We start from the raw sequence: 23,906 nt of genomic DNA on the forward strand, positions 1-23,906 counted from the left end.
TAAAGCACTTTAAATACGCTCTTACCTAAATTGCTGCCTGTGAATATACTCATCTCCATGTCTTTAGCAAAAACTCTCTATGCAAACCAAGCTCTATAGTTTTTGGCGTAGCTCCGCCGCCTTTCGAGTTCGGATTGCTCTAAACCTCAAGGGCGTGGACTATGCAGTTATTCCGGTGCACCTAAATAAGCATGGTGGCGATCAACAATCAGCAGAGTATGCAGATAAAAATCCGAATCGCTTAGTTCCCCTACTAGATGATGGAAAAAATTCTATTCATCAATCGCTAGCCATTATTGAATACCTTGAAGAAATTCACGCTGAACCCGCTTTACTTCCAAAAGTGTTAGTGGATCGTGCTTGGGTGCGCTCACTCGCCATGGACATCGCCAGCGATATTCACCCCATTACCAACCTGCGTGTATTGCGCTATTTAATAAAGCAATTGGGTATCAGCAAAGAAAATAAAGATATTTGGTATCAGCATTGGATGCATCTAGGGCTTGAAAGTCTAGAAAAGCAGCTCGGCAAGGATTCTCGAGTAGGCCGCTTTGCTTATGGTGATCAACCGGGTTTGATCGATATCTGCCTTGTGCCCCAATTATTTAATGCCCTAAGCAGTCAAATGGATACTAGTTGCTACCCCACACTCATGAGAATCTTTGGTGAGTGCATGAAGTTGCCGGCATTTATCGATGCGTCCTGGGAAAACCAAATAGATGCCGAAGGATCAAATCCTACTGTTGCTCCATAGAAATAGTGAGAGTGTTACCAGGGAACCCATAGTAGTAATTAATACAACACGAGAAATCACGCTCCCATCTGCTTTGTAATACTGTGCCAACATAAAAGGCCCCGTCCCCGTTGGCAATGCACTCAAAATCACAATCGCATTTACCCAAAGTGTGGGCAAATCCAAAATTTGGGCAGCAATACACCATGCTACCAACGGTTGAATAATGAGTTTGGCAAAACTAATACTCCATGCCTGAGCTGGAAGGGAGTCGCTTTTTTGCGTCAGAAATAAACCAATTGAGACCAAGGCACAGGGGGTGGCAGCAGCCGCTAGAAAAGCAATTACTTGTGATGCAGGCCCATACATCTGAAATTCACTTGCAGCCCAAAGTAAGCCTGCGACTGGTGCTATGAGTAAAGGGTTTGTACATAAAGATTTGAGAACACTCAGTATGACTTCATGGGATTTTTTATGCGACAACATGCCCACCTCAATCAACACAGTCGCTAAGGCAAACATTACAAACACAATAAAAGTAGAAATAATCGCCGGCGCTAAACCATCTTGCCCCAATGCCAATGCACAGAGGGGAATGCCCATGTATCCAGTATTCGAGTAAGAGGCAGATAGCCCATCAAAACTCGATGCTGCTAAATCATGAGTGCGATACCAGCTCACACCAAGGACGAGGATAAAAACCAGAAAACAACTCATCAGGAAAGCAAAAATGAATTCTGGTTGCCACAGTGTTTGCCAACCACTAGTTGCCGCAAAATTAAATAACTGGGCTGGTAATGCAAGCCAGACCACAAAACGATTTAGCTCAATAGAGGCGCTTACCCCCAACTTACCAGTACGGCCACAAACATACCCTATGAGTATGAGAGCAAAAACGGGTAAAACGACATTGAATACGTAGAGCAATTGACTTCGCTTGGAGTTAAGCTATTTTCTTTAGGGATTTGATGTAACGCTGTGCGTTTTTTACGTAACGTCCCGCGATATCAGCGATACCCGCAATTTGCTCAGGGCTCAGGGCCTTCACCGCTTTGGCAGGAGAGCCAATAATCATGGAGCCTTCTGGAAATTCTTTTCCCTCAGTAACGAGAGCGCCTGCCCCAACGAGGCAGTTCTTACCAATTTTTGCGCCATTCAAGATCACCGCACCAATTCCAATTAAGCTACCATCGCCGATTTCACAACCGTGCAACATCACTTGATGTCCAACCGAGACATGCTTACCAATCAAGAGTGGATAGCCAGGATCAGTATGCAAAACAGATGCGTCTTGCACATTGCTGCCCTCGCCAACCTGAATCAGATCATTATCGCCACGAATCACAACCTTTGGCCAGATGCTGGCATTTTTATGCAGCTCTACTTTGCCAATTACTTCCGCGCTTTCAGCAACCCATACGCCTTCAGATAATTGAGGGGTGTATCCGTCTAGTTCATATATAGCCATGACCCATTATAAGTAAGACTAGGGTAAGACCTAGGTCTGGAGTCATTACTGAGGCGCAAACGATAAAATGGATCGGTTATGATGATTTTTCACACACTTAAGGGAGAACCCATGAAGAAAGTCCTCGTTGTTTTAGCTGCGCTCGCAGCATTTTCTGGCCTGACCCAGGCTCAAGAAACCATCAAAGTGCTGAGCACTCAAGAATTAAGTAGCGTTTGCAAACTCCCTGCAAGCCCGGAATCACGAAGCTATTGTGTGGGCTTCACAACTGCGGTCTATGAAACCTATTTGGCAACTCGACACCCGCAGCGCGCCAAGCCATTTATTTGCGTTAAGCAACCTGCGCCATCACGTGATCAAGTCATTAGTGACTTTGTAAAGTTCGCACAAGAAAATCCTCAAGTAGCTGATAAACCAGCAGCAGGCGTTTTCCTAGGCTTCTTGGCTTCACGTTTTCCTTGCGCCCGAAAATAATCGGCACATCTAGCTAGTTCAAAATACATTTAAAGGATCAGTTGATATGAAAAAAATTATCGCGATTACGGCAGCAACCTTAGCAATCGTTGGCTGCTCTAATATGAGTAATACTGAACAGCGCACACTTTCAGGCGCTGGTATTGGTGCAGCTGCAGGTGCAGTCGGCACCGCTATTTTCCATGGCAACCCGATTTGGGGCGCAGTCGGTGGCGCAGCAGTTGGTGCAGCATCTGGCTATGTATATGATGCCTACAAGAAAAACCAAGCCTCTGAATACAATGCTGGCTACAACGCTGGAAAAACAAATCAGCCTGCTGCAGCTCCGAATTAAAAATAGTATTGCAGTAGCGTAAACCGAGCCCAGCTTGTATTAATTTACAAGCTGGGTTTTTATTTGGATCTCTCCGGATAAAGCTTTATGTATAGGACATTTGTTGGCAATCTCTAGCAAACGCGCTTTTTCTTCAAGGCTTAAATTTCCGACTAGCGTGATATCGCGGGTGAATTTCTCTATATCATCGCTTCGCTCAATGTCTACAGTCACAATTGCATTCTCCAAGCCCATTGCTTTACGAGTGGCATACATTTTCAAAGTCATGCTTGTACAAGCAGCCAAGGCAGCGCCTAAGTATTCGTGAGGATTAGGGCCTGATCCACTACCGCCCTGATCAAGCGCTGCATCGGATAGAAATTGCAAGTCATCTACAAGCAGTTTTTGCTGTAGCGGCCCATCGCCAAACTGCGACTGTACTTTTCTCATATCAACCTTTCAACTCAGAATTTATTTGCTATTAAGCAGTATGTGGCTTACTCACTTTAGCCGCCGTAGGCAGCTCCGCTTTCTTCCAGGCACCAAAACCACCCTCTAAATGCGACACTCTGGGTACACCCATTTTTTGCAAAGTTTGCGTGGCCAACGCAGAGCGCCAAGCAGAGGCGCAATATAAAACTAAATGCTTGCCTTCACCAAAGATAGGTTTGAAATACGGGCTTTCAGGATCAACCCAAAATTCCAGCATGCCACGGGGAGCATGCAGAGCGTTAGGAATCATGCCATCTCGCTCTAATTCACGAACATCTCGTATGTCTACAAAGACAGTGTCTGGATTCTCCAATAAAGCACCTGCCTCTTCTACAGATACCGTTTCAATTTCAGCCATTGCCTGGGCTATAAGGTCTTGATACCCAATCTTTAATTTCACCAAAATCTCCTAAAGTAACAATCTATTGAAGTACTTCATCATTTGCTACCATTCTGCTATGAACTTTACCCCGATAGAGCTTGGTGCCAGCATTATTTTTGCAATTGCTGTGTTGCATACCTTCTGCACTGCGTATTTTGAATCCCTTGCAAAAAGATCCCCCTCCCATGCCGGACTATGGCATCTGTTGGGCGAAGTAGAGGTTGTCTTTGGCTTTTGGGCTGCCATTTTATTTATCTACATCTCCCTGATCGGAAATTTGGATACCGCAAAAGATTATCTAGATAAACGCAACTTTACCGAGCCCTTATTTGTTTTTGCCATCATGATTGTGGCTGGTAGCAAACCGATTCTGTATATCTCTACTGAAATCTTGCAGCTACTCGCTAAAGGATTGCAGCTTGGATTGCGCATGAGAGCCACACCTGCCCTTTATTTTTTAACCCTCTGCATCACACCCTTGCTGGGCTCTCTGATTACTGAGCCTGCAGCAATGACTTTGGCTGCTTTTTTATTGCGCGACCTTGTTTATAAACATCAATGCTCAAAAGCCCTATTATTTGGCACTCTCGGAGTTCTGTTCGTCAATATTTCGATTGGCGGAACATTAACCAACTTCGCAGCCCCACCTGTGCTCATGGTAGCTTCAACTTGGGGCTGGAGTTCGGGCTTTATGTTTGCCAACTTTGGTATTGAATCTTGTGTTGCCATATTTATTAATGCATTGTGCGCGACGCTGATATTCCAAAAGCAGTTGATTGATTCAGGGAGTCCTGGAAAATCGATAAAAATTCCAGCAGCAGTGATTTTGGTGCACTTACTCTTTTTGCTTGGTGTAGTGGTGTTTGCTCACGACCCCACGATTTTTATGTGGTTGCTACTATTTTTTATCGGATATACCACTGCATATCCCAAGCATCAGAGCCCACTCATTCTCAAGGAAGCTTTATTGGTTGGATTCTTCTTGGGTGGATTGGTGGTCTTGGGCGCCCTTCAAGGATGGTGGCTACAACCCATCCTCTCAAACATGAGCCCCAGCGCAGTGTTTTATGGCAGCCTCGCTCTCACAGCAATTACTGATAATGCTGCGCTGACCTATCTTGGCTCTCTCGTTACCGGAACATCTCTTGAATTTAAACTCGCCTTGGTAGGAGGCGCTGTTGCTGGTGGAGGTCTCACTGTGATTGCAAATGCACCAAACCCAGCAGGCATCGCTATCTTGCGTCAACACTTCCCAGGTGGCGCAGTTTCTGCTCTCTATCTATTCCTAGCTGCGCTTCCGCCCACATTTATAACAATTCTGGCGTATCGATTCTTATAAACAGTAAAATCTGAGCTTCGCCCCCAGCTATAAACCTGAGAACGGCATATGAAAAAGCTCTATATCAAAACCTTCGGCTGTCAAATGAACGAGTATGACTCGGGTAAGATGGCCGACCTCTTACATGCCGATGACGGCATGGAGCTCACAGATAAACCCGAAGATGCCGATGTGGTACTTCTGAATACCTGTTCAATTCGTGAAAAAGCCGAAGATAAAGTTTTTTCTGATCTCGGTCGCTTACGTGAACTCAAAAAAACCAAGCCCAATTTACTAATTGGTGTTGGTGGTTGCGTCGCTAGTCAAGAAGGTCAACAAATTGTGAGTCGTGCGCCTTATGTGGACGTAGTATTTGGTCCGCAAACCTTGCATCGCTTATCGGATCTGCTTGCCCAACGTCGGAAGACTGGCGTATCGCAGGTAGATATTTCTTTTCCGGAAATTGAAAAGTTTGATCACTTACCCGCCTCAAGGCAAACCCGCGGGTCTGCCTATGTTTCAATTATGGAAGGCTGCTCCAAATACTGCAGTTACTGCGTAGTTCCCTATACGCGAGGCGAGGAAGTCTCAAGACCCTTTGATGATGTCCTCACCGAGGTGGCAGGGCTTGCAAGTAAAGGCGTAAAAGAAATCGTATTGCTGGGACAAAACGTCAATGCTTATCTTGGGCAAATGGGCGGTACGGATGAGATTGCTGACTTTGCATTGCTGATCGAATACATTGCTGATATTCCTGGGGTCGAAAGGATACGCTTCACCACGAGTCATCCAAAAGAATTTACTCAGCGCCTGATTGATGTGTATGCAAAGGTTCCGAAGCTAGTGAGTCACTTACATCTCCCTGTGCAGCATGCATCAGACTCTGTTCTCTCTGCTATGAAACGTGGCTATACAGCACTGGAATACAAAAGCATCATTCGCAAGATGCGAGCAGTGCGCCCAGACCTCACTTTATCCAGTGATTTCATTGTTGGTTTTCCAGGTGAAACGGAAGCTGATTTTGAAAAGCTTTTAAAGATGGTGCAAGAACTAGGGTTCGATAACAGCTTTTGCTTTATCTTTAGTCCTCGTCCCGGGACCCCAGCTGCAAACCTGAGCGATGACACCCCCTATGAAACTAAACTCAAACGACTACAAACGCTGCTGGCTCTCGTTGAGAGTCAAGCCAATCACATTAGTCAAAGAATGTTGGGTAATACAGAGAAAATTTTGATCGAAGGCCTGGCAAAGGATGGGGTTAATCTACAAGGTCGTGCGGAGAATAATCGAGTGGTTCATTTCACAGTGCCTGATCAGGATATTGAATCCTTGATTGGACAAATTGTGGACATTCGCATCACAGAAGTGCTCAACTACACCCTGAGAGGCGAACTGGTTCAAGCATATGCCCACTAAACTCAATATCGATATTCAGTTTGCGAGTCCTACTATTGAGGTAGCATTAGCAAAGACAGCTTCATCCATGCTGATGAAAAAATGGGTAAGAGCCGCAACCGATCATAGCGGCTTACTTACTCTGCGCTTCGTAAATGCAGCGGAAGGCAAAAAACTGAATTTCGCTTTTCGCAAAAAAAACTATGCAACCAATGTTTTAACTTTTCCGTATGACTTATCTAAAAATAGTTTGACTGCGGATATTATTTTTTGTCTACCGGTTATTCAGAAAGAAGCTAAAAATCAAAATAAGACCTTAAAAGCCCATTTAGCGCACCTCATCGTCCATGGTTGCTTGCATGCACAGGCTTACGATCATGAATCACAAAAGGATGCTGTAAAGATGGAGGGCTTAGAGGTCAAAATCCTGCAAAATCTGGGTTTTCCAAACCCTTACCTAGATCAATAACTGCCTATCAACGGCCCATTTAACGATTCAACATATTTCTACGCTATTCTTGCAACATGCCTGACCCCAATAAATCTCTTTTAAATCGCTTGGCGGAATTTTTAACGCCCGAGCCATCCAGTCCTAACGAACGTCGCCAAGAACTCATTGCCACACTGCGCGAAGCCCAAACTGAGGGCTTAATTGATGCAGATGCACTCTCTATGATTGAGGGGGTATTTCAAGTAGGTCGCTTGTGCGCACGAGATATTTTGGTACCCCGCGCACAAATTGATTGGATTGATATCAATCAACCCCTCAACGAACTCATCAAAAGTGTGATCGAAGCCGCTCATTCACGCTTTCCTGTCTTTGAAGGTAGTCGTGATAACGTGATCGGCATCTTGTTAGCAAAAGATTTGCTCCGCCATGCAAGTGAAAAAGATTTCCAGGTACGCGACTGGTTACGTCCCGCAGTATTCATTCCGGAATCAAAGCGCTTGAGTGTTCTCTTGCGTGACTTTAAAGACAACCGCAATCATTTGGCGATCGTTGTCGATGAATATAGTGGTGTAGCGGGAATTATCACCATTGAAGATGTTCTTGAACAAATTGTTGGCGACATTGAAGATGAGCACGATATTGACGAGGAAGCAGATAACATCATCTCTTTGGACAATGGCGATATTCGTGTCAAAGGAATTACTGAGCTAGATCAGCTCAATGAAGCTCTGGGTACACAATTCGCAGAAGAGGATATCGAAACAGTTGCTGGCCTAGTTGTACAAAAACTGGGGCGCGTTCCCAAAATTGGCGAGCGAATTGCAATCGATGGCATCGAATTTGAGGTACTTCGTGCGGATCCTCGGCAGATTCATATTTTGTTGGCTCGCCAAACTCCTAAAAAACTTGACTGAGAATTGCCTTGCTTGATTTGCATTCCAGTAAGGATCGCTTCAACCCTAATGCTTTAGCATTCTTTACGCTTTTTATTCTGGGCGCGCTGATTGCGCTTGCTGCGGAACTTCCTTACGGCGGTTGGATTCAAATTCCACTGCTGAGTTTAGTGTGGTGGCGCTTCAGTTTGCAAAATCAAGGTTTACGCAAACACTATCTTTTCTCAGGAATGGTTTTTGGGCTTGGTTACTTTGTAGTCGGTCTATGGTGGCTCTACATTAGCCTGCATGATGTAGGCGGAATGAATGCTCTCCTATCTTGTGCGGCTGTTTTTTTACTATCTGCTTATGTTTCCCTGTATTTTTCGGTAGCGTGTTTCTCGCTTCATTGCTTTAAATATTCTCGCTTCACAGGTTTATTTTTAGCCGCCAGCTGGGTAGTCAGTGAATATTTACGTGGTGAATTATTCACAGGCTTTCCATGGATGGGTCTTGCTGAATCCCAGGTTAATGGGCCTTTTGCAGCAATGGCACCTTATTTTGGCGGGTTAGCATGCACCTTTTTGGTGGTGTATGTCTCCTGGCAAATCTTTCAGCTCAAAAAGTATGTTGCCTATACGACTTCAACACTTTTTCTTCTGGGCTGCATTATGGTTGCAGCAAACCAATGGTCCTTTACTAAGCCGATTGGCGAGCCAGTCACAGTTGAGCTCATTCAAGGCAATTTCTCACAGAGCCTGATCTTCAAACCCGAAGGCGTACTACAACAAATTCATTTTTACAGCTCTACCATGCTGCAATCCAATGCAGAATTAATTGTTGCTCCAGAGACTGCTTTTTCTTGGCCTGAAAATAATTTACCCAATGGTCTACTTGAGAGCTTGCAAAGCTTCGCAAATTCCACTGGCAGCAATTTGCTATTTGGCGTCATTGGCCGAGACCCCAAACCCCAAGAGTTTTCAAATCGCGCCCTTGGACTCTCTCCTTCAGAGAATCCCTATCGATATGACAAAAATCATTTGGTGCCTTTTGGAGAGTTCATTCCCCCAGGCTTTCATTGGTTCGTAAATGCTTTTAGTGTTCCATTAAGTGATTTTGCGCGCGGTGGAAATGCTCAAGAAAATTTCATCATCCACAGAAAAAATCAAGATCCGGTTTATGCCGCTGTCACCATTTGCTATGAAGATGTATTTGGTGGTGAGCTAGCTAGTCGAATTCGAAATAATCCCAAGCCCACCAACCTATTGATTAACCTGACAAATCTTGCTTGGTTTGGTAAGTCTCAGGCACCGACGCAACAATTGCGCCTCTCCCAATTACGCTCTCTAGAAACTGGCTTGCCTGCCTTAAGAGCCACCAATACTGGCATTACGGCAGTATTAGGTCCAGATGGCAAAGTATTGCAAGTACTTCCAGAGTTCATACAAGGCACCCTAAGCACTCGAGTTCAGGCTTACACCGGAAAAACGCCCTATGTCATGTGGGGCAATTTGCCGATTTTGAGTATTTCTTGTCTCTTACTGATCTGGGGCTTGATTCGTCATCGTCGTTTTTAGCGACTTTTAGCCGTCACCCTTGCTAGCCATGTAAAATCAATGGCTTAGCCAGGTTAAACATGCTTACTTTTCAGCAAATCATTCTCAAACTACAAGATTATTGGGACCAACAAGGTTGCGCCCTGTTGCAACCTATCGACCTTGAGGTTGGCGCTGGGACATCTCATACTGCAACCTTCCTGCGGGCGATTGGTCCCGAGCCTTGGAAGGCTGCTTATGTCCAACCTTCGCGTCGACCGAAAGATGGTCGCTACGGAGAAAATCCCAACCGACTACAGCACTACTATCAATATCAAGTTGTCCTAAAGCCTGCACCAGAAAATATTCTGGAACTGTATCTTGGCTCTCTAGCAGCTTTGGGTCTTGATCTAAAAGAGAATGATGTGCGCTTTGTGGAGGATGACTGGGAGAACCCGACATTAGGTGCCTGGGGGCTGGGTTGGGAAGTTTGGTTAAACGGCATGGAGGTGACGCAGTTCACCTATTTCCAGCAAGTCGGCGGTCTTGACTGCAAGCCCGTTCTTGGTGAGATCACCTACGGTATTGAGCGTCTTGCGATGTACATTCAAAACTGCTCAAATGTTTATGACCTAGTTTGGGCTGATGGCATTACCTATGGTGATGTTTATCACCAAAATGAAGTCGAACAGTCTTGCTATAACTTCGAACACTCCAATACGGATTTGCTATTTGCAAACTTTACAAATTTCGAGAGTGAAGCAAAACGTCTCATGGAAGTGCCATTGGCTTTACCCGCCTACGAGATGGTTCTTAAAGCAGCGCATACTTTCAATCTACTTGATGCTCGTGGCGCTATCTCTGTTACAGAGCGTGCAGCCTATATTGGTCGCATTCGCAACCTGTCACGCTCAGTAGCGCAAGCCTACTTTGAATCTCGAGAAAAACTGGGATTCCCAATGTGTCAACGCCAAGCAATATGAGCACTACTAATAATCCGATTCAATTAGCCACTCTGTTGATTGAAGTATTTACAGAAGAGCTTCCGCCCAAATCACTTCGCCGCTTAGGCGATGCATTCGGTGAAGGCATCTTCTCCGCTTTAAAAGCTGCTGGTTTGGCAACAGCAGATTCGCAAGCTACTAGTTTTGCAACACCCCGTCGCTTAGCAGTACAGATCAGCAATGTTTTGAATCAGGCACCAGACTATCCTGTGCGCGAGAAGTTATTACCAACGAGCATCGCCTTCGATGCTCAAGGACAAGCAACAGCGCCTTTACTCAAAAAATTGAGTGCTCTTGGTTATGGTGATATTCACCTCTCTACCCTGGAGAAATCAGGCGAAGGAAAAAACGAGGCTTTATATCTGAACGTCATTGCTCCTGGTGCAGCACTGAATCAAACTGCACAGACAGCTCTTGAGCAAACACTCAGCAAATTACCAATTGCCAAAATGATGTACTATCAAGTGCTACAAAAAGATGGGCAGTTGGCCGATGTTCAGTTTGCTCGCCCAGCCCATCGAATCTTGGCTTTGCATGGTGACCAAATTCTCAATATTAATAGCCTAGGGATTTATGCTGGAAATCTTACAGAAGGCCACCGCTTCCTAGCCCCAGGAAATCTCACCATTGCCTCAGCAGATCAATATGAAAATGATTTGCAAACTAAAGCCAAAATTATTCCGAGCTTTAACAAACGTAGGGCACAAATTGAATCTGCTCTTTTAAAAGCTGCTGGCAGTGATCTTGTCTTAATGCCAGACAGCCTCTTGGATGAAGTAACAGCTTTGGTTGAGTGGCCAGTAGTTTATGAATGTCTCTTTGATCAAGAATTCTTAGAAGTACCACAAGAGTGCTTGATTCTCACGATGCAGACCAATCAAAAATACTTTGCGCTGACAGATCAAAATGGCAAGTTGCGCAATCGCTTTTTGATTGTTTCTAATATTGAAACCGCTAAGCCTGATGCGATTATTTCTGGAAATGAAAGGGTTGTACGGCCCCGCCTTTCAGATGCGCGCTTTTTCTTCCAGCAGGATCAAAAGCGTCCTTTAGCATCACGCGTTGCTGATTTGGGTAAAGTGGTTTATCACAATCAGTTAGGTACTCAGCTAGAGCGCAGTAAACGTGTTCAGGCAATCGCAGTGGGTGTTGCAAAAAAACTCTCTGCAGATGAAGCCCTTGCAAGCCGAGCTGCAGAAATTGCAAAAACAGACTTACTAACCGACATGGTCGGTGAATTTCCAGAGCTGCAAGGCATTATGGGTCGTTACTACGCCACTCATGACGGAGAGCACAGTGACGTTGCCGCTGCTTGCAGTGAACATTACATGCCTCGCTTTGCGGGCGACACATTACCGCAAACCCCTACCGGCACCATCTTAGCGATTGCTGATAAGCTTGAAACCTTGGTTGGCATCTGGGGTGTAGGCCTTGCTCCAACTGGCGATAAAGATCCCTACGCTTTACGCCGCCACGCTCTAGGTATCTGCCGCCTGCTCTTGGAAAAAAATCTCTCCTTGAGCCTGCCAGAGTTAATTGAATTATCTCGTAGTCAATTTCCACAAAAAGATGTTCAAGAAAAGGCAAATGCTGCAGCGATATATGAGTTCATTATTGAGCGCTTGCGTGCCTACTTGCGCGATCAATCTGTTGCAGGAAAACCCTTTACTAGTGCTGAAATTGATGCCGTCCTCAGCCAAGGTCCCGCACAAATCAACGATCTTATTGAGCGCTTAACTGCCCTACGCGAATTTAATGCTCTGGCAGAATCTGCTCAGCTAGCAGCAGCAAATAAACGCATCAGCAATATTCTGAAGAAAACGAATACCCCTATTCCAGCTTCTTGTTCTAGCAAGTTACTGCAAATACCAGCCGAAGCAACTCTCTATCAGACTTTAGAAGCTATTACCCCTGCACTTAATACTGCTTATGAGAAGCGTCAATTCGTTGAACTCCTTAAAGCACTGGTTGCCTTAAGCGGTCCCATTGACCAGTTCTTCGCCGATGTAATGGTGATGGACCCCAATACTGAACTGCGCGACAACCGCCTAGCTCTCCTGCAACAACTTCACCAGAAAATGAATCTCATTGCCGATCTCGGCAAATTGGCATGAGCACTAGCTCCACAAAACTCATCATCCTTGATCGCGATGGCGTGATCAACGATGACCGTGATGATTATGTGAAATCGATTGATGAGTGGGTTCCCATACCAGGAAGCCTAGAGGCAATTGCACTGCTGAATCAAGCAGGCTACCAAATTGCTGTGGCAACCAATCAATCGGGTTTATCAAGGGGTTATTTCACAATTAATGACCTGCATGCCATGCACAGCAAGATGGATAAATTGCTACAGCCATTAGGCGGTCATATTGATAGCATCTTCTTCTGCCCACATACAGACGCGCATGGTTGTGACTGCCGCAAACCTGCGCCAGGTCTCATGAAAGAGATCGCACTACGCTATAAAAAAACCGATAGTACGCAAGCTCTTTTGGGGGTGCCCATTGTGGGGGACTCATTGCGCGATCTTCAGGCCGGCTTAGCTCTAGGAGCGATCCCCCATCTCGTTCTCACCGGAAAGGGCGAGAAAACTTTGGCCAAAGGGGATTTGCCTGAGGGCACTCAAATTCATGCGGATTTGCTGTCGTTTGCACACTCACTTCTCGAAGATAAGGTTTAGAAAACTGATGACTTTTATTCGATCACTACTATTCGCTCTTTTTCTCCTCATCTTCACTCCAATTTGGTCAGTGTTATGTATGCTGGCCTTCCCTTTCCTTAGTCCAGAACATCGTTATAACTTCATTGGCTTTTGGAACAAGGTGGTGATTTGGCTGCTCTGGCATCTTTGCGGAATACATTATGAAATTCGCGGCATGGAAAATATGCTTGCAGTACTCAACCAACCAATTGTGATCTTGAGCAAACATCAATCTGCTTATGAAACAATCGCCTACATTGCCTTACTACCAAAGCAGCTATGTTTTGTCTTCAAACGTGAATTACTTTGGATTCCCTTCTTTGGCTGGGCTTTGGCTTTACTCAAAATGATTCATATCGATAGAGCAAATAAACAAACTGCAGCACTTTCAGTTGCGAGTCAGGGACGCAAGCGATTAGCTGAAGGTAAATGGATCATGTTATTTCCAGAGGGCACCAGAACACCCAGAGGCTCTACAAAGCCATACCGCAAAGGCGGCGCCCGCCTTGCAAGTGCTACTGGTGCTTTAGTTATTCCGATTGCACATAATGCTGGTAATTTCTGGCCTAAAAATAGTTTTTTGAAACAGCCTGGTACCGTGATTTTCTCAATTGGCCCAGCTATTGCTTCCGAAGGTAAATCTGGTGAACAGTTGCAACAAGAGGTTGAAGGCTGGATCGAAGCTGAAATGCGTCGCATTGATCCAAGCGCTTACCAATAAAATATTTAAGCGGCTAAGATCTTAGCCCATTCAATATAGCGCTGAACCGAAATATCTTGCGCTCTGGCCTTTAATTCAATCTCAGTCAATTTCAATCTTTCAGCATAAGCCTGCAAATTGGTTCGCAGCATTTTTCTTCTTTGTGAAAAAGCTGCAGCCACCACCTGCTCTAAGGTGCCCCATTGAGTCGAACTAAGATCAAAGTCTTTGCGGGGAATCATGCGCACTACAGCCGAGTTCACTTTTGGCTGAGGATCAAATGCTTCGGGAGGAACCTCCAAGACAAGCTCCATATCGTAGCGAGCCTGCATCATCACTGATAACCGACTAAATTCAGAACTACCCGCTGTGGCCACCATTCGCTCCACCACCTCAGCTTGCAACATAAAAATCTGCTCATCAACATCATTTGCGGCGGCAACAAGATGAAATAGTAGTGGAGAAGAAATGTTGTAGGGCAAATTACCGACTACCTTACATGGTCCTTTTTTGTCAGTACGATTTTTAGCCCACTCTGAAAAATCAAATTGGAGAGCATCCCCTTCAATTACTTTTAAGCCATCAAGATTTTGCTGATTCCAATAAGCAACTAGGTCGCGGTCAATCTCCAAGAGATCAAGCTGCTCTAGGTTTCTCAGTAAAGGCCTCGTCAAAGCACCAAGACCGGGGCCAATCTCAATCACATGCATTTCTGGGGCAGGCTTAATTAAGGCCACAATGGAGTAAATAACGCCATCATCTTGCAAGAAGTTTTGACCAAAACGTTTTCGCGCGCGATGCATGCCTTAATTTAGCTTTCGGGTATTTAAAGCTAAGGTATATGCCAAGCGGAGAGCATCTAACATGCTGCCGGAGTCTGCAATTCCTTTTCCAGCGATGTCTAAAGCGGTGCCATGATCAACCGAAGTCCGAATAATTGGTAGGCCTAGAGTCACATTTACTCCCCCGCCAAAGCTTACAAACTTAAAGGGGGCTAGGCCTTGATCGTGATACATCGCAATAAAAGCATCTACTTGCTCAAGTGCCCCAGCATCAAACATCGTATCCCCAGGATAAGGTCCTGTGACATCAATGCCCTGCTGATTAGCAGATTCAATTGCAGGTGTAATGCACTCCATCTCTTCAGTGCCCAAATAGCCTGCTTCTCCTGCATGCGGGTTTAAACCGGCAACTCGAATCTTGGGTTTAGAAATACCAAATTTGGCTCTTAAATCTTGGTCAACTATCTGAATTGTTTCCAAAATCAGGTCATATGTAAGCGCAGCTGGCACATCCCTCAAGGGCAAATGAGTAGTTACTAGAGCAACTCGCAAGTCTCTAGGACTCTTGATTCCTAAAAAACCCTTTGCTAGTGGAGCGCATAGCATCATGACAACATGCTGCGTATTGCAATGCTGTGCCAAATATTCTGTATGGCCAGTAAAAGAAATGCCAGCATCATTGATGACGCTCTTTTGAATTGGCGCTGTGACCATTGCGTCATAGCGCCCCTGTAAGCAAGCATCTATAGCTTGATCAAGCATGCTGAGAACGTATGGAGCATTAGAAGAATTTAAGAGCCCCAGCGCTGAAGGAGCAACTAAGGGAACAGGGTCAACCGTAAGGCGTTTGAATATACTTGGATCAATTTCTGAGTCAACCCTTAGTAAATCTGGGTCACCCAAAAGAGTAATGCGTGCATTCGGTTGTTCTGCCAAAAAGTCTTGGGCGGCAGCCATGGAAACCTCAGGACCAACCCCAGCTGGTTCGCCGGTAGTAATTACCAGATTAACGAGGGGCTGAGCTTGCTGCATCATCAACATTCAGGATTTTGACCGTTGCTGTGTCACGCAATTCACGCAGCCAATCCTGATAGGCTTGCTCAAATTTTCTTTCGCGAATCGCCGCGCGCGCGAATTCTCGCTGCTTCTCAACAGTTAATTGCGCATCTCGACGCTCGAGTACTTGAATCAAGTGCCAACCAAATTCGGATTTGACTGGATTACTAACTTCGCCAATTTGCAATCGATTCATTGCTTGCTCAAATTCTGGGACTAAATCTCCAGGCCCCATCCAGCCCAAATTTCCGCCATTAGCAGCTGAGCCATCCTCGGAATATTTTTTAGCCAACTCACCAAAATCAGCAGTTTTGGCGCGCACTTGATCACGATAGCCCTGCAAGCGTCTTTCCGCATCTTGATCCGATAAACCAGGCCTATTTTTTAACAAAATATGGCGTGCTAGGGTTTGCGTGATTGGAATATTTTGAGGGGTTGATGGGGTCTCTGATGCTGCAGCCTGTTGCTGTGCAGGTGCGGCAGCGTTCATGGCACGCCGATCAATCACCTTGAGCACATGATATCCCGCAGGACTTTTAACCACTGTATTGACTACCTGACCACCGCCGGTATTTCTAACGGCTTCATAAAATAATTGCGGTAAGCGATCAGGGGCTCGGTAACCCAAATCCTGAAATTTAATTTTCGGATTCTCTTTTGCTGCTGCTGCACCGAGTTGCAAGAAGTCGACATCACCTCTAGCGTCTCGCAATAAAATTTCAGCCTGCTTCTTAGCATCAGCCTGAGCCCCAGCGCCAGCAGAGGGATCAACCGGAATAAAAATTTGCGCTACATCAATCTCTTCAGGTGCACCCTTAACTGGAGGGGCTGATCGTGGAGCGCCATTACCTTGCATTGCACGTTGACGATCAGTAATAAAATTATCAATCTCTGCATCAGAGATTTTGATCTTTGATTCTACTGAACGCTCACGATAGCGACTGACAACTACATCATCGCGGAGAGTGTCTTTATAGCGATCAAACGACATACCCGTAGCAATGATTTTTGCCTTGAACTCAGCATACGTCATTTTATTTCTGCCGGCGATATCTCCAATAATTTTGTCCAATTCTTTATTGGTCACTCCGATACCCTCTTGTTCGGCATTTTGCAATTGAATTTTTTCAATAATTAAGCGATCTAAAATTAGTTTTCGTAGATTTTGACCTTCAGGCAACTTCACGCCTTGCTTTTGAAGACTTACAATTCGATCATCAATCTCCTTACGAGTGACATACCCAGTATTGACAACTGCAGCAACGCCATCAATATTGCGAATCTTTCTATCTGAAGCAGTAGAACTATGTGATGAGTCTTGAGCGGATGCAACTCCCACAACGAATAAGATCATCCCAAAAAGGATGGCAGACAAACTCTGTTTTAAAAAACTCCTACAAAGCATCATTGATAATTCTCATATATGGAGGGTGGTATAGGCTTAGAGGTAGGCATATATCCTGGAACATTTAGCCTCATGATATCAACTGGATTACTACCAGCGCTAGCAAAGCCCCTAAATTCTATCTGGAACAGGACCTGGGTGGTGGTAATCAAAGAAGTATTAACGGCCTGAGAATATGCTCCACGAAAGGTCCAACAGTCTCTAGTCCACTCTAATCCAACCAACGTGTTCAAAGTTTTAATGGTTAAAGCATCGTAACCCCAGCGTCCCAAAACAGAGACTTCGCGTGTAAGAGGCCATTGACCTGAGACATTGTATTGATCAGTAGTTGTTGCACCTGGAGTCGCTGTTTGATTGTTTTGTGTAGAAGCTTGAATTGGAGGTGACCAGACATTACGATAACCAAAGTTTAGACTTCGGCCAGGAGTTGGTCTCCAGCTAGCACCCACGGTTGTCTGGACAAAGCGATTTAACTGGGTGTTGTACTGACCAAACATATCTGCACTGAAGTTACCCAATAGACGCACCGATGCAGAACCCAGAGTATCTGAATAGGTAGTGGGGTTAGCAATATTTCCATTTAGACCAACTTTTTGACCTGTAAATTGCTGCTTTTGTGCCAGCGTAACATTGGCTCGCTCAGCGCCCGTATTAGCCTCAATCATTCGACTAGTAAGGCCAACTGTTGCAGCATTAACGTCTGAGATACGGTCGTTACCAATAAACGTATTTGCGGTAAAAATCTGAGATACGCCAAAGCCTGCATCAGCAGTATCAAACAATGGTGTGTTTGCTTGACTTTGATAAGGGGTGTAAGCATAAAAAGCGCGCGGCTCCATTGTGAGGAACATATCACGCCCAAAAAAACCTTTGAGCTCTGAAGCATCTCTCTCAAACGCTAAACCAGAATCCAATGTAAAGGTTGGAATGGTAAATCCCTGAGCGTTTGGGGTGCCAGGCGTGTAGGCAGTTGCGTTATAAGTGTTTGACTGAAAGCTAATCGTAGGCGTGATGTAGTAGCCAGGAGTAATTTGTGGAAGCGAAAGTGCGCCTTTAACCACGGTTCTGTCAGCCTGAGTGTATGCGCCAGGTACAGGGGCATTAAAGTTGCTACCTAAAGCATAAGCAAATCGAGTGTAATCGGTAGAAAAAGTGGTTTTTGGCCCAGTAGGTAATGCTAAGTACTTACCGCTTGCATCCGATACAGTAGGAGTCAACTGGCCATTGTATGCAGCAGTGATGTTGGGCATTACGTTGTATGGCGCTTGCACAAGATTATTTGGATCCGGCTGCAAGGTTTGAAAGTTAGCGACCTTTGCGCCAACCACCCAATTGCTCAATTCACCAGTCAGCTGCTTACTAGTGCCTGCCTCTTGCCTAAATTGATTGGTAATCTGCCCAGCAATACTTTGAGAAAAATCGGTTGGGTACAAACTATCTGAGACACGAGCCATATTGACGTAACCCGACCATGATCCAGGCATCGGGGCACCTCCAGGACCAACCCCTCCAGCAAAAACTTGTCTTTGCTGCCAGTCGTACTTCCACCGATTTGTACCAGTTTGTTTATCGTATGGCAAATAATCACCAGCTAAAGTTCCAGAGTATTGGGTATCTAAAAAACGATACTGCGCACCCAACATAAAACCACGATGATTCATTTCTCGGGGCAACAAAAGCAAATCACGGTTGGGGGCGATATTGACGTAGTAGGGCTGCGTAATATCTAAGCCATTGTTTGAGTTATATCCGACCACTGGAGCCAATAAACCCGAACGACGCTGCCCGCCAGTGGGGGCAGTGAAGTATGGGACATAAGCAATCGGTACATCAAAGAAACGCATGACGCCATGCGTACCAACCATCTCTTTCTGCTCATTGTCAATTTCCAAAGTGCTGGCTGTGAAATACCAATCCATATTTTCTGGAGTGCAAGTGGTATAGGTAGCTTTATCAAATACAAATATATCTGGGCCAGCAATAGTTAACTTTTTAGCAGAGCCACTAGCACGGTTATCGCGCAACTCATATGATGGCGTCTCCATTGCACCTTCTCGAGCATCTACCTTGAATTGACCTGCTGGACCCTTAAATGTGACATTGCCTTTTGATAGTTCAGCATTTCCAATTAAGTCAGCAATATCCGTATCTGGGTTGTAAGTGATTTCGTCCGCCTTTAACGCCGCTCCATTGCGACGAATTTGTGCCCGACTCTTTAAGTGCATATCGCGATTCACCACACCATCGATCGTGTCACTTGAAGTAAAAGTCAATGCCTTTCCATCCTCGATTGGCTTGCCAACTCGTAGTTGGTCGTCCAACTTCAAAACAGTGACATTACCGCGATCTGGTATGAGCACAGTATTCGTATTTAGCTGTGTCACAGGAGGCAGTGGAGAGGGTGCCTGGGCATAAATCGGGAGCGCGAATTGAAGCAATACCACCCCCGTCATTACTCGCGGGGTTATAGCCAAAAAAAGAGGGGCGCAACGGCCGGCGCAACGGCGATAATGACTCATGGATCCAGACCAGCCTTATTATACGAATCGACCATGACTGACGCTCGCTTAAACACCCTTCACGCCTGGCTAAAAGCCCTCCAGCCTAACTGGCAATTAGATCTAGACTCCCTGACCCCAGCCTCTGCAGATGCGAGCTTTCGGAGGTATTTCCGAATAGAGTCCCAAAAACCTGGTTTTGAGACTTTGATCGTGATGGATGCGCCACCTCAACACGAGCCCTTAGATACCTTCATTCAGGTGGATTTATTGCTCTCAGATGCGGGATTAAATGTGCCAAAAATCTTGGAACAGAACATTGTTGATGGCTTCCTTTTATTAAATGATCTCGGCAGCAAAACTTATCTTGCAGAACTCAATAATGCAACAGCTGATCACCTATACAAAGATGCCACACATGCTTTAGTGCAAATGCAAATAGCAAGCAAGCCTGGCGTATTGCCAGACTACGATAAGGCCTTGTTACAGCGTGAATTGGATTTATTTCCAGAATGGTATTTACGCAAACATCTCGATATCGAATTAAGCACATTACAAGAAAATCAAATCAAGCAATCCTTTGCGCTCATCATTGCTAATAATTTAGCGCAAGCCAAGGTATATGTACATCGCGATTACCATTCACGCAATTTAATGGTGACCACTAAAAATAATCCTGGGGTGATTGATTTTCAGGATGCCGTGTATGGTCCCATTACCTACGATGCATCCTCCCTATGGCGTGATGCTTATATCGCTTGGCCAGAAGAACGCGTTATTGACTGGGTTATCAAATTTTGGGAAGAAGGTCGGAGAGCTGGACTCCCCATGCCAAATGATTTTGGTGAGTTCTATCGCGATTTTGAGTGGATGGGATTACAGCGCCACCTCAAGATTCTGGGCATCTTTGCTAGGCTCTTTCACCGGGACGGCAAAGACGGCTATCTCAAAGACATCCCATTGGTATTAGAGTACGCGATTACGACTGCCAACCGCTATATCGAGTTAAAGCCCCTAGCGCGCATTTTGGAATCCACTCGCGAAAATAAGCCCTAAGTAAATTCGAATGCGCAAGATCAATCCTCTTCCTTGTTTTTTGCTTGCCGCTGGCAGGGGGGAGCGGATGCGACCGCTCACAGATCATTTACCAAAACCTTTACTCACCATCAACAATAAATCCTTGTTGGCGTGGCATCTTGAAGCACTCGCCAACGCACAATTCAAAGAGGTCGTCATTAATCATGCATGGCTTGGCGAAAAAATAGAAGCCGCACTGAAAGATGGTCGCGAGTTCAATTTAAATATTCAATACTCGCCAGAAGGTACCGCTCTAGAAACCGCCGGCGGAATAGTCAAAGCACTAGCCCTCATGAATGCCCAGGATTACTTTTTAGTCATGAATGGTGATGTATTTACCCCCGGCCTACCAATGAATAAGCTTATCGAGACCGCCAATAAACTTCGTATTGATCCCACTAAACCATTGGCACACCTGTTGATGGTTCCAAATCCCGCTCAACATCCTCATGGAGATTTTTATCTCTATGGAAGCAAGGTTAGCAGTGAAGAGTCTCCAGACTCTGAAAAGTTGACGTTTTCAGGGATTGGCATCTATCACAAGGATCTCTTTAAAGACCTGCAAATCGGGGCTCCCGCCAAACTAGCCCCCCTTTTGCGAGAGGCGATGACGCAAAATAAGGTCACTGGTGAAAAATATTCTGGTCCATGGCACGATGTAGGAACTCCGCAACGCTTGCAAGAGCTAAATGCAGCTTATGAATAAAACAACTATCTATCAAGACCGCAGAAACGCATTAGCAAAACACATCTTCAGTAAAAGCGGTGGTGGTATTGCAATCATCTCCACTGCACCAGAAGTAAGTCGCAATCGCGATAGTGAATTTCCTTACCGCCATGACAGTGATTTCTTCTACCTAACGGGATTTGAAGAGCCAGGGGCAACTTTAGTCATGCAAGTTAGCAATAGCGGAAAGAGTTACGAACTTCAATCGCATTTATTTTGTCGACCCAAAGATCCAGAGCGAGAAATTTGGGATGGCATTCGTCTTGGGCCAGAAGCTGCACCTGAAGCACTTAGAATTGAATTTGCTCATAGCAATCACGCTTTAGATCAAAAGCTCAGCGAACTTCTGGCTGATCAAAAAGCAATTTATGTCCGACTTTCTGAAAGTGCCGAAGCAGATCGACGCTTACGCCATTGGATGAAAGAAGTCCGTGGTAAAGCACGCGCTGGCGTCAATCCACCATCCGAGTTGCATGATGTTGAAGCCCTGATTCATGAGATGCGCTTATTTAAAGATGTACATGAGCTAGATACTATGCGTCGCGCTGCGGCTATCTCAGCCCGCGCCCATATCCGCGCAATGCAAGTTTGCAAACCCGGAATGCGCGAGTACCAACTGGAAGCAGAATTGCTGCATGAGTTCCGCAACAGTGGTGCACAGAGCGTTGCCTACAACAGTATCGTGGCTGGGGGAGTAAACTCTTGCATCTTGCACTACCGTGCTGGGAACACTGAATTACGCAGTGGTGAACTATGTCTGATTGATGCTGGTTGCGAATTAGACAGCTATGCTTCTGATATCACCCGCACTTTTCCGGTGAATGGAAAATTTACTGGGCCACAACGATCTCTTTACGACATTACCCTAGCCGCTCAAGAAGCTGCGATTGCCGTGACAAAGCCAGGAAATAGCTTTATGCAGCCTCATGAAGCAGCTCTTCGCGTGCTGACACAGGGTTTGCTTGATGAAAAATTACTCAAACTCTCTGAGTTGGGTTCGCTTGAAAACGCAATCGAGACCGGTGCCTATCGTCGTTTCTATATGCATCGGACATCTCACTGGTTGGGAATGGATGTCCATGATGTTGGCTCCTATCGCGAGGTAACTCAAACTAATGCTGCCGAAGATAAACCTTGGCGCATCTTGCAAAGCGGTATGGTCATCACAATTGAGCCAGGACTCTATGTGAGACCTGCAGCAGATGTTGATGAAGCCTTTTGGAATATTGGCATTCGGATTGAAGATGATGCCGTTATCAACAACACCGGCTGTGAATTAATTTCTCGAGGTGCTCCAGTTAAGGCAGATGAGATAGAAGCACTCATGAAAAACCAATAAATCATGCGTTCTCAATCTTGCGATATCTTGATTCATGGAGGCGGCCCAGTTGGGCTTGCTTGTGCTGCTTGGACTTTACAAAAATTTCCAGGGGCGCATCTCACCCTCCTAGATCGCAACCCAGAAAATGATGCTGATCTTGCAAGCGCTGATAGTAGGGGGATAGCCCTATCCCATGGCAGCAAACTCTTATTAGATACGATCCATGCTTGGCCTCAAGAATGCGCCGACATTCACCGAGTACATGTATCGCAAGCCAGTCGCTTTGGGCGTGCACTAATGACACGAGAAGAACTCAAGCAAGATGCTTTAGGTCATATTATTCGCTACCGTGACATTCACATCACCTTACGCCAAGCACTCAGAAAAATTCAAGCAAACAGCCCCAATTTTGTTTGGCAACATATTGATGGCAATGATGTGGCTAATTCAATTCCCGCTAAGTGCGTTGTGCATGCAGAGGGTGGTTTATTTAAAAAGCAGGATTGGGTTGAGGCCGGTCGAGACTATGGGCAATCTGCCTTAGTGGGTTTAGTAGAGGTCGAGAGTGCCGCCCCCCATACAGCCTGGGAGCGCTTTACCGCTGAAGGCCCCTTAGCAGTTTTACCAAGTCACTACGGACCCAATACTTTAAATCTTGTATGGTGCGGATCTCCCGAATCTTCACAGCGTCGCCTGCAATTAAGTGATGCAGATTTTCTAATCTCCTTACAAAATGAATTTGGCTCTCGTATTGGGCGCTTTATTAAAATTCAAGATCGTCGCCTATATGAACTCGGCTTGAACTATCGCAAAGAGATTACCCATGGAAATGAGGTTTGGATTGGCAATGCTGCGCAAGCTTTACACCCAGTCGCAGGGCAAGGGCTGAATTTAGGATTACGCGATGCTTACTTGCTCGCTGAAAAATTAGTTGGGGTATTTTCAGGATCGACAGGAAATCAAACTCTGCTTGCCATCCAAGATGCATTAGAAGGTTACGCCCAGAGCCGCAAAGCAGATAGAACAACCACGATTGGCCTGACAGACTTTATGGCCAGAGTGTTCACTTCAAATCTCATCCCAATTGTGCTTGCCCGCGGATTGGCTTTATCAGCCCTTCAGTGGCTTCCCCCGGTGAAAACAGCCTTAGCTCGCCAGATGATGTTTGGCAGGCGCTAAGACGCTCCAATCGCTTCCAA

The 23,906-nt window shown here is 45.5% G+C and carries 24 protein-coding genes; 16 read left to right on the forward strand and 8 right to left on the reverse strand.

Annotated elements, in window-relative coordinates; genetic code table 11:
- The first annotated feature begins 79 nt into the window (after window positions 1-79).
- A complete protein-coding gene (gene maiA / locus C2757_RS07705; RefSeq protein WP_215374015.1) occupies window positions 80-754 on the forward strand; it encodes a maleylacetoacetate isomerase in 675 nt (224 codons plus the stop codon).
- On the opposite strand, the gene C2757_RS07710 is transcribed toward maiA, so the two are convergent.
- Complete coding sequence (locus C2757_RS07710; protein WP_215374017.1) at window positions 731-1,660, reverse strand: AEC family transporter; 930 nt, start codon at window positions 1,658-1,660, stop codon at window positions 731-733. The genes maiA and C2757_RS07710 overlap by 24 nt on opposite strands.
- A gap of 16 nt (window positions 1,661-1,676) precedes the next feature.
- Window positions 1,677-2,201: a gamma carbonic anhydrase family protein gene (locus tag C2757_RS07715; protein ID WP_215374019.1), complete on the reverse strand. Its 525-nt coding sequence runs from the start codon at window positions 2,199-2,201 to the stop codon at window positions 1,677-1,679.
- Between the two features lie 111 nt (window positions 2,202-2,312).
- Between C2757_RS07715 and C2757_RS07720 the strand changes: the two genes are divergently transcribed.
- Together C2757_RS07720 and C2757_RS07725 are read left to right on the forward strand one after the other, a co-directional pair.
- Entirely contained in the window at window positions 2,313-2,675 is a 363-nt protein-coding gene (locus C2757_RS07720) for a Rap1a/Tai family immunity protein (protein ID WP_215374021.1), read from the forward strand.
- Between the two features lie 46 nt (window positions 2,676-2,721).
- Window positions 2,722-3,009: a glycine zipper domain-containing protein gene (locus C2757_RS07725; protein ID WP_216160260.1), complete on the forward strand. Its 288-nt coding sequence runs from the start codon at window positions 2,722-2,724 to the stop codon at window positions 3,007-3,009.
- Window positions 3,010-3,048: 39 nt separating this feature from the next.
- Here the strand turns inward: C2757_RS07725 and C2757_RS07730 are convergent, their stop codons facing one another.
- Both C2757_RS07730 and C2757_RS07735 read right to left on the reverse strand, forming a co-directional pair.
- Window positions 3,049-3,438: an OsmC family protein gene (locus C2757_RS07730; protein ID WP_215374023.1), complete on the reverse strand. Its 390-nt coding sequence runs from the start codon at window positions 3,436-3,438 to the stop codon at window positions 3,049-3,051.
- Window positions 3,439-3,469: 31 nt separating this feature from the next.
- Complete coding sequence (locus C2757_RS07735; protein ID WP_215374024.1) at window positions 3,470-3,880, reverse strand: rhodanese-like domain-containing protein; 411 nt, start codon at window positions 3,878-3,880, stop codon at window positions 3,470-3,472.
- A gap of 58 nt (window positions 3,881-3,938) precedes the next feature.
- Here C2757_RS07735 and C2757_RS07740 point away from each other — a divergent pair, with 58 nt between their 5' ends.
- From C2757_RS07740 to C2757_RS07780, 9 genes are read left to right on the forward strand one after another with little or no spacing between them, the layout of a single operon-like run.
- Window positions 3,939-5,201: a putative Na+/H+ antiporter gene (locus tag C2757_RS07740; protein ID WP_215374026.1), complete on the forward strand. Its 1,263-nt coding sequence runs from the start codon at window positions 3,939-3,941 to the stop codon at window positions 5,199-5,201.
- 48 nt (window positions 5,202-5,249) lie between these two features.
- Window positions 5,250-6,596: a tRNA (N6-isopentenyl adenosine(37)-C2)-methylthiotransferase MiaB gene (miaB, locus tag C2757_RS07745; RefSeq protein ID WP_215374028.1), complete on the forward strand. Its 1,347-nt coding sequence runs from the start codon at window positions 5,250-5,252 to the stop codon at window positions 6,594-6,596.
- Window positions 6,586-7,044 carry an rRNA maturation RNase YbeY gene (gene ybeY, locus C2757_RS07750; RefSeq protein ID WP_215374030.1) on the forward strand — a complete coding sequence of 153 codons (459 nt, stop codon included), beginning with the start codon at window positions 6,586-6,588 and terminating at the stop codon, window positions 7,042-7,044. Before miaB ends, ybeY begins: the two co-directional genes overlap by 11 nt.
- Window positions 7,045-7,100: 56 nt before the next feature.
- On the forward strand, window positions 7,101-7,940 hold the full coding sequence (locus C2757_RS07755) for an HlyC/CorC family transporter (protein ID WP_215374032.1): 840 nt from the start codon (window positions 7,101-7,103) through the stop codon (window positions 7,938-7,940).
- Window positions 7,941-7,948: 8 nt separating this feature from the next.
- Entirely contained in the window at window positions 7,949-9,475 is a 1,527-nt protein-coding gene (gene lnt, locus C2757_RS07760) for an apolipoprotein N-acyltransferase (protein WP_251366732.1), read from the forward strand.
- Between the two features lie 59 nt (window positions 9,476-9,534).
- On the forward strand, window positions 9,535-10,416 hold the full coding sequence (gene glyQ / locus C2757_RS07765) for a glycine--tRNA ligase subunit alpha (RefSeq protein ID WP_215374034.1): 882 nt from the start codon (window positions 9,535-9,537) through the stop codon (window positions 10,414-10,416).
- Window positions 10,413-12,551 (forward strand): glycine--tRNA ligase subunit beta, encoded by a 2,139-nt coding sequence (glyS, locus tag C2757_RS07770; RefSeq protein WP_215374036.1) that lies wholly within the window; start codon window positions 10,413-10,415, stop codon window positions 12,549-12,551. The genes glyQ and glyS overlap by 4 nt, the downstream gene beginning before the upstream one ends.
- Entirely contained in the window at window positions 12,548-13,120 is a 573-nt protein-coding gene (gene gmhB, locus C2757_RS07775; protein ID WP_215374038.1) for a D-glycero-beta-D-manno-heptose 1,7-bisphosphate 7-phosphatase, read from the forward strand. Before glyS ends, gmhB begins: the two co-directional genes overlap by 4 nt.
- A 7-nt stretch (window positions 13,121-13,127) precedes the next feature.
- Window positions 13,128-13,862, forward strand: coding sequence for a 1-acyl-sn-glycerol-3-phosphate acyltransferase (locus C2757_RS07780; RefSeq protein ID WP_215374040.1), 735 nt, complete (start codon window positions 13,128-13,130; stop codon window positions 13,860-13,862).
- Window positions 13,863-13,867: 5 nt separating this feature from the next.
- Here C2757_RS07780 and rsmA read toward each other — a convergent pair whose 3' ends face one another.
- The 4 genes from rsmA to C2757_RS07800 are packed head-to-tail and all read right to left on the reverse strand — an operon-like array spanning window position 13,868 to window position 19,468.
- Window positions 13,868-14,644 (reverse strand): 16S rRNA (adenine(1518)-N(6)/adenine(1519)-N(6))-dimethyltransferase RsmA, encoded by a 777-nt coding sequence (gene rsmA / locus C2757_RS07785; RefSeq protein ID WP_215374043.1) that lies wholly within the window; start codon window positions 14,642-14,644, stop codon window positions 13,868-13,870.
- A gap of 3 nt (window positions 14,645-14,647) precedes the next feature.
- A complete protein-coding gene (pdxA, locus tag C2757_RS07790) occupies window positions 14,648-15,658 on the reverse strand; it encodes a 4-hydroxythreonine-4-phosphate dehydrogenase PdxA (protein ID WP_215377037.1) in 1,011 nt (336 codons plus the stop codon).
- The gene (locus C2757_RS07795) at window positions 15,630-17,087 is read right to left on the reverse strand and encodes a peptidylprolyl isomerase (RefSeq protein WP_371817017.1); all 1,458 of its coding nucleotides are present in this window, start codon (window positions 17,085-17,087) and stop codon (window positions 15,630-15,632) included. Before C2757_RS07795 ends, pdxA begins: the two co-directional genes overlap by 29 nt.
- Window positions 17,084-19,468 carry an LPS-assembly protein LptD gene (locus C2757_RS07800; RefSeq protein ID WP_251366734.1) on the reverse strand — a complete coding sequence of 795 codons (2,385 nt, stop codon included), beginning with the start codon at window positions 19,466-19,468 and terminating at the stop codon, window positions 17,084-17,086. The genes C2757_RS07795 and C2757_RS07800 overlap by 4 nt, the downstream gene beginning before the upstream one ends.
- 168 nt (window positions 19,469-19,636) lie before the next feature.
- Here C2757_RS07800 and C2757_RS07805 point away from each other — a divergent pair, with 168 nt between their 5' ends.
- The 4 genes from C2757_RS07805 to C2757_RS07820 are packed head-to-tail and all read left to right on the forward strand — an operon-like array spanning window position 19,637 to window position 23,886.
- Entirely contained in the window at window positions 19,637-20,638 is a 1,002-nt protein-coding gene (locus C2757_RS07805) for an aminoglycoside phosphotransferase family protein (protein ID WP_215374048.1), read from the forward strand.
- A 10-nt stretch (window positions 20,639-20,648) separates the two neighbouring features.
- Window positions 20,649-21,365: an N-acetylmuramate alpha-1-phosphate uridylyltransferase MurU gene (murU, locus tag C2757_RS07810; protein WP_215374051.1), complete on the forward strand. Its 717-nt coding sequence runs from the start codon at window positions 20,649-20,651 to the stop codon at window positions 21,363-21,365.
- On the forward strand, window positions 21,358-22,725 hold the full coding sequence (locus tag C2757_RS07815) for an aminopeptidase P N-terminal domain-containing protein (RefSeq protein ID WP_251366736.1): 1,368 nt from the start codon (window positions 21,358-21,360) through the stop codon (window positions 22,723-22,725). Before murU ends, C2757_RS07815 begins: the two co-directional genes overlap by 8 nt.
- A 3-nt stretch (window positions 22,726-22,728) precedes the next feature.
- Complete coding sequence (locus C2757_RS07820; RefSeq protein ID WP_215374057.1) at window positions 22,729-23,886, forward strand: FAD-dependent monooxygenase; 1,158 nt, start codon at window positions 22,729-22,731, stop codon at window positions 23,884-23,886.
- Window positions 23,887-23,906: the final 20 nt, after the last annotated feature.

Source organism: Polynucleobacter sp. MWH-Svant-W18 (genome assembly GCF_018687495.1).
Lineage (GTDB): Bacteria > Pseudomonadota > Gammaproteobacteria > Burkholderiales > Burkholderiaceae > Polynucleobacter.

Bases quoted from the DNA above. Each gene is read 5' to 3' on its own strand.
- maiA (WP_215374015.1), top strand. From the start codon at position 80: ATGCAAACCAAGCTCTATAGTTTTTGGCGTAGCTCCGCCGCCTTTCGA.
- C2757_RS07715 (WP_215374019.1), bottom strand. From the start codon at position 2,201: ATGGCTATATATGAACTAGACGGATACACCCCTCAATTATCTGAAGGC.
- C2757_RS07720 (WP_215374021.1), top strand. From the start codon at position 2,313: ATGAAGAAAGTCCTCGTTGTTTTAGCTGCGCTCGCAGCATTTTCTGGC.
- C2757_RS07725 (WP_216160260.1), top strand. From the start codon at position 2,722: ATGAAAAAAATTATCGCGATTACGGCAGCAACCTTAGCAATCGTTGGC.
- C2757_RS07730 (WP_215374023.1), bottom strand. From the start codon at position 3,438: ATGAGAAAAGTACAGTCGCAGTTTGGCGATGGGCCGCTACAGCAAAAA.
- C2757_RS07740 (WP_215374026.1), top strand. From the start codon at position 3,939: ATGAACTTTACCCCGATAGAGCTTGGTGCCAGCATTATTTTTGCAATT.
- miaB (WP_215374028.1), top strand. From the start codon at position 5,250: ATGAAAAAGCTCTATATCAAAACCTTCGGCTGTCAAATGAACGAGTAT.
- ybeY (WP_215374030.1), top strand. From the start codon at position 6,586: ATGCCCACTAAACTCAATATCGATATTCAGTTTGCGAGTCCTACTATT.
- C2757_RS07755 (WP_215374032.1), top strand. From the start codon at position 7,101: ATGCCTGACCCCAATAAATCTCTTTTAAATCGCTTGGCGGAATTTTTA.
- glyQ (WP_215374034.1), top strand. From the start codon at position 9,535: ATGCTTACTTTTCAGCAAATCATTCTCAAACTACAAGATTATTGGGAC.
- glyS (WP_215374036.1), top strand. From the start codon at position 10,413: ATGAGCACTACTAATAATCCGATTCAATTAGCCACTCTGTTGATTGAA.
- gmhB (WP_215374038.1), top strand. From the start codon at position 12,548: ATGAGCACTAGCTCCACAAAACTCATCATCCTTGATCGCGATGGCGTG.
- C2757_RS07780 (WP_215374040.1), top strand. From the start codon at position 13,128: ATGACTTTTATTCGATCACTACTATTCGCTCTTTTTCTCCTCATCTTC.
- rsmA (WP_215374043.1), bottom strand. From the start codon at position 14,644: ATGCATCGCGCGCGAAAACGTTTTGGTCAAAACTTCTTGCAAGATGAT.
- pdxA (WP_215377037.1), bottom strand. From the start codon at position 15,658: ATGATGCAGCAAGCTCAGCCCCTCGTTAATCTGGTAATTACTACCGGC.
- C2757_RS07795 (WP_371817017.1), bottom strand. From the start codon at position 17,087: ATGATGCTTTGTAGGAGTTTTTTAAAACAGAGTTTGTCTGCCATCCTT.
- C2757_RS07805 (WP_215374048.1), top strand. From the start codon at position 19,637: ATGACTGACGCTCGCTTAAACACCCTTCACGCCTGGCTAAAAGCCCTC.
- murU (WP_215374051.1), top strand. From the start codon at position 20,649: ATGCGCAAGATCAATCCTCTTCCTTGTTTTTTGCTTGCCGCTGGCAGG.
- C2757_RS07815 (WP_251366736.1), top strand. From the start codon at position 21,358: ATGAATAAAACAACTATCTATCAAGACCGCAGAAACGCATTAGCAAAA.
- C2757_RS07820 (WP_215374057.1), top strand. From the start codon at position 22,729: ATGCGTTCTCAATCTTGCGATATCTTGATTCATGGAGGCGGCCCAGTT.